Genomic DNA, 2,267 nt, shown 5'->3' on the forward strand with positions numbered 1-2,267 from the left:
CGCCCCGCCCTTCCCAAACCCGCCCTGATTCCCCTGCTGGCCCTGGCCCTACTGACCCTGGGCGTTTTGGCCCTGGGCACCGGGGCGGTGCGGATGGGCCCATGGGAGGTTCTTCAGGCCCTGGGCGCCCCGCGCGACGAGACCCACGCCCGCATCCTCTACGAGCTGCGGTTGCCGCGCATACTGGTGGGGGCTTTGTGCGGAGCTTTGTTTGCGGCCTCAGGCGCTATCCTGCAGGGGGTGGTGCGCAACCCCCTGGCCTCGCCGGACATTGTGGGGGTGGCGGCAGGGGCGGGGTTGGCCGCGGTCTTCACCCTGATCCTCTTGCCCCGGGCTCCGGCCTGGGCCCTGCCGGTGGGGGCTTTTGGGGGAGCCTTAGCGGCCTTCGGGCTGGTGTACGTCCTGGCGCGCAGGGCCGGGGAGGTGCTGCCCATCCGGCTGGCCCTGATTGGGGTGGCGGTGGAGGCCTCGCTGGACGGGCTGCGTCGGCTCATCCTGGTACGCGCCGACGACTCCATTGCCCAGGCCCTGATCTTCCTGAGCGGTACAGTCTACGGGGCCGACTGGGAGCGGCTGTTTCGGGTGCTGCCGTTTGCGGCGGTGCTGATTCCCATCACGCTTCTGCTTCACCGCAGGCTCGATGTGCTCTCGTTTGGCGACGAGACCGCCAAAAGCCTGGGGATGCGCCTCGAGCCCGCCCGGCTGGCGGCTTTAGCCCTGGGCACGGCCCTGGCCGCGGTGGCGGTGATGGGGGTAGGCATTCTGGGCTTCGTGGGCCTGATTGCCCCCCACGCCGCGCGGCTGTTGGTGGGCCCCGGCTTTCGCCTGCTGCTGCCCAGCTCGATGCTCCTGGGGGCTTTGCTGGTGGTGGGGGCCGACACCTTAGGACGGGGCCTGGTGCCCCCGCTGGAGATTCCCGCGGGCCTCCTCACCACCCTTTTGGGGGCCCCCTACTTCCTATACCTGATGCGAAAGGCGGGAAGGGTGCGATGAGCCTGCAAACCCAACAGCTCTCCTTAGGCTACGACGAGCGCCGCATCATTGAGGGCCTCAACCTATCCTTGCCCAAGGGAAAGATTACCGCCCTCATCGGCCCCAACGGCTGCGGTAAGTCCACCTTGTTGCGGGCTCTGGCCCGGCTGTTGAAGCCCAGAGAGGGCGCGGTGCTGCTGGATGGTAAGGCTATCCACGCCCTGCCCACCAAGGCCGTGGCCCGTGAGCTGGCCCTCTTGCCCCAGATGCCCCAGGCCCCCGAGGGGCTCAGTGTGGAGGAGCTGGTCTGGTTTGGCCGCTACCCCTACCAAAGCGCCTTTGGAGGGCGGAGCGAGCGCGACCAGAGGGCAGTAGAGTGGGCCCTTGACCAGACCGGCATGCGGGTCTTCGCCAAGAGGCCCCTGGAGACCCTCTCGGGCGGGCAGCGCCAGCGGGCCTGGATCGCCATGGCCCTAGCCCAGGAGACCTCGATTCTGCTCCTGGACGAGCCCACCACCTACCTGGACCTGAGCCACCAGCTCGAGGTCCTGCAGCTTCTGCAAAGGCTCAACCGCCACGAGGGCAAGACCGTCGTGATGGTGCTGCACGACCTCAACCAAGCCGCCCGCTACGCCCACCACCTGGTGGCGGTGAGTGGGGGACGGGTGGTGGCGGAGGGAGCGCCCGAGGCGGTGCTCAACGAGCGCATTCTGCGGGAAGTCTTTGGCCTCAAGGCCCACTTCCTGCGCGACCCCGAGACCGGCACCCCCCACTGCATCCCCTACGCCCTGGCGCGCAGGGAAGCCCTTGAACTGGTGGAGGAAAAACCATGAAACGAATTCTGGCGGCCATTTTGGCCCTCTTCGGCCTGGCTTCGGCCCAGCTTCAGATCAAGCACGAGCTGGGCACCCTCACCTTGAACGCCCCAGCAAAGCGGGTGGTGGTGCTGGAGTACAGCTTCCTGGACACCCTGCTGGCCCTGGGGGTGAGCCCGGTAGGGGCGGCCACCGGCACCCAGGGCGGCGACCGGGGGCTGCCGCCCTACCTGCGGCCGCGGGCCGAGGGCGTAGCCTCGGTTGGCTCGAGGGCCCAGCCCAGCCTCGAGGCCATCCTGGCGGTAAAGCCCGAGGTCATCGTGGCCGAAGCTTTCGTGCACAAAGACCTAATCCCCCAGCTCGAGCGCATCGCCCCGGTGCTGGCCTTCCAGTCGCGGCGGGGCAGCTTCGACGACTTGAATCAGCAAGTTTTGGAACTCGGGCGCCTGGTGGGCAAAGAGGCCCAGGCCCGGCAGATTT

Annotated in this window: 3 protein-coding genes; all 3 read left to right on the forward strand. The window is 68.2% G+C overall.

The features are described 5' to 3' along the window. Positions 1–993, forward strand: a 993-nt coding sequence (locus NZ849_RS02595; RefSeq protein ID WP_367182931.1) for a FecCD family ABC transporter permease, incomplete at its 5' end; no start/stop codon positions are given. After that, complete coding sequence (locus NZ849_RS02600) at positions 990–1,805, forward strand: ABC transporter ATP-binding protein (RefSeq protein ID WP_295403733.1); 816 nt, start codon at positions 990–992, stop codon at positions 1,803–1,805. The genes NZ849_RS02595 and NZ849_RS02600, both read left to right, overlap by 4 nt. Beyond that, positions 1,802–2,267, forward strand: a 466-nt coding sequence (locus NZ849_RS02605; RefSeq protein ID WP_295403738.1) for an ABC transporter substrate-binding protein, incomplete at its 3' end; no start/stop codon positions are given. The genes NZ849_RS02600 and NZ849_RS02605, both read left to right, overlap by 4 nt.

This window comes from Meiothermus sp., assembly GCF_025060375.1.
Taxonomy (GTDB): Bacteria; Deinococcota; Deinococci; order Deinococcales; family Thermaceae; genus Meiothermus.

Bases quoted from the DNA above. Each gene is read 5' to 3' on its own strand.
- NZ849_RS02600 (WP_295403733.1), top strand. From the start codon at position 990: ATGAGCCTGCAAACCCAACAGCTCTCCTTAGGCTACGACGAGCGCCGC.